Annotated in this window: 1 pseudogene; it reads left to right on the top strand. The window is 68.3% G+C overall.

What is annotated here, in order from left to right:
• Positions 1-378: pseudogene (locus G6021_RS15835) on the top strand (IS1380 family transposase); the annotation flags it as partial.

Here is a 378-nt window from a genome sequence, read left to right as displayed (position 1 = left end):
ATCTCCCACGCCGGAGCCATCGCGCCTCGCCTTCTCGCTGATCAGGTGGGGCTGACCACCGAACTGTCAGGGGCCATGACTCGCAGACGGTTCACCCCGATCCATGACCGCGGCCGGGTGTTGATCGACGTCGCGGTGATGCTCGCCGATGGTGGCGAATCCATCTCCGATATCGGCGTCCTGCGCCACCAAACGGAGGCCCTGGGCCCGGTGGCCTCGGCACCGACGGTGTGGCGCACCCTCGATGAGATCACTGCCGGCAAGCGCAAGAAGATCCAGGTGGCGCGGGCTCGGGCACGGCGGCACGTGTGGTCCCACCTGCCAGGCGGCGTCCCCGCATCCAAATGTGCCGGGCGTGACCTCGGGTCGACGATCGTG

The organism is Dietzia sp. CW19 (assembly GCF_014145265.1).
Lineage (GTDB): Bacteria > Actinomycetota > Actinomycetes > Mycobacteriales > Mycobacteriaceae > Dietzia > Dietzia natronolimnaea.
Note: the sequence above shows the minus strand (reverse complement) of the source record. Positions and strands in the feature narration are given on the sequence as shown.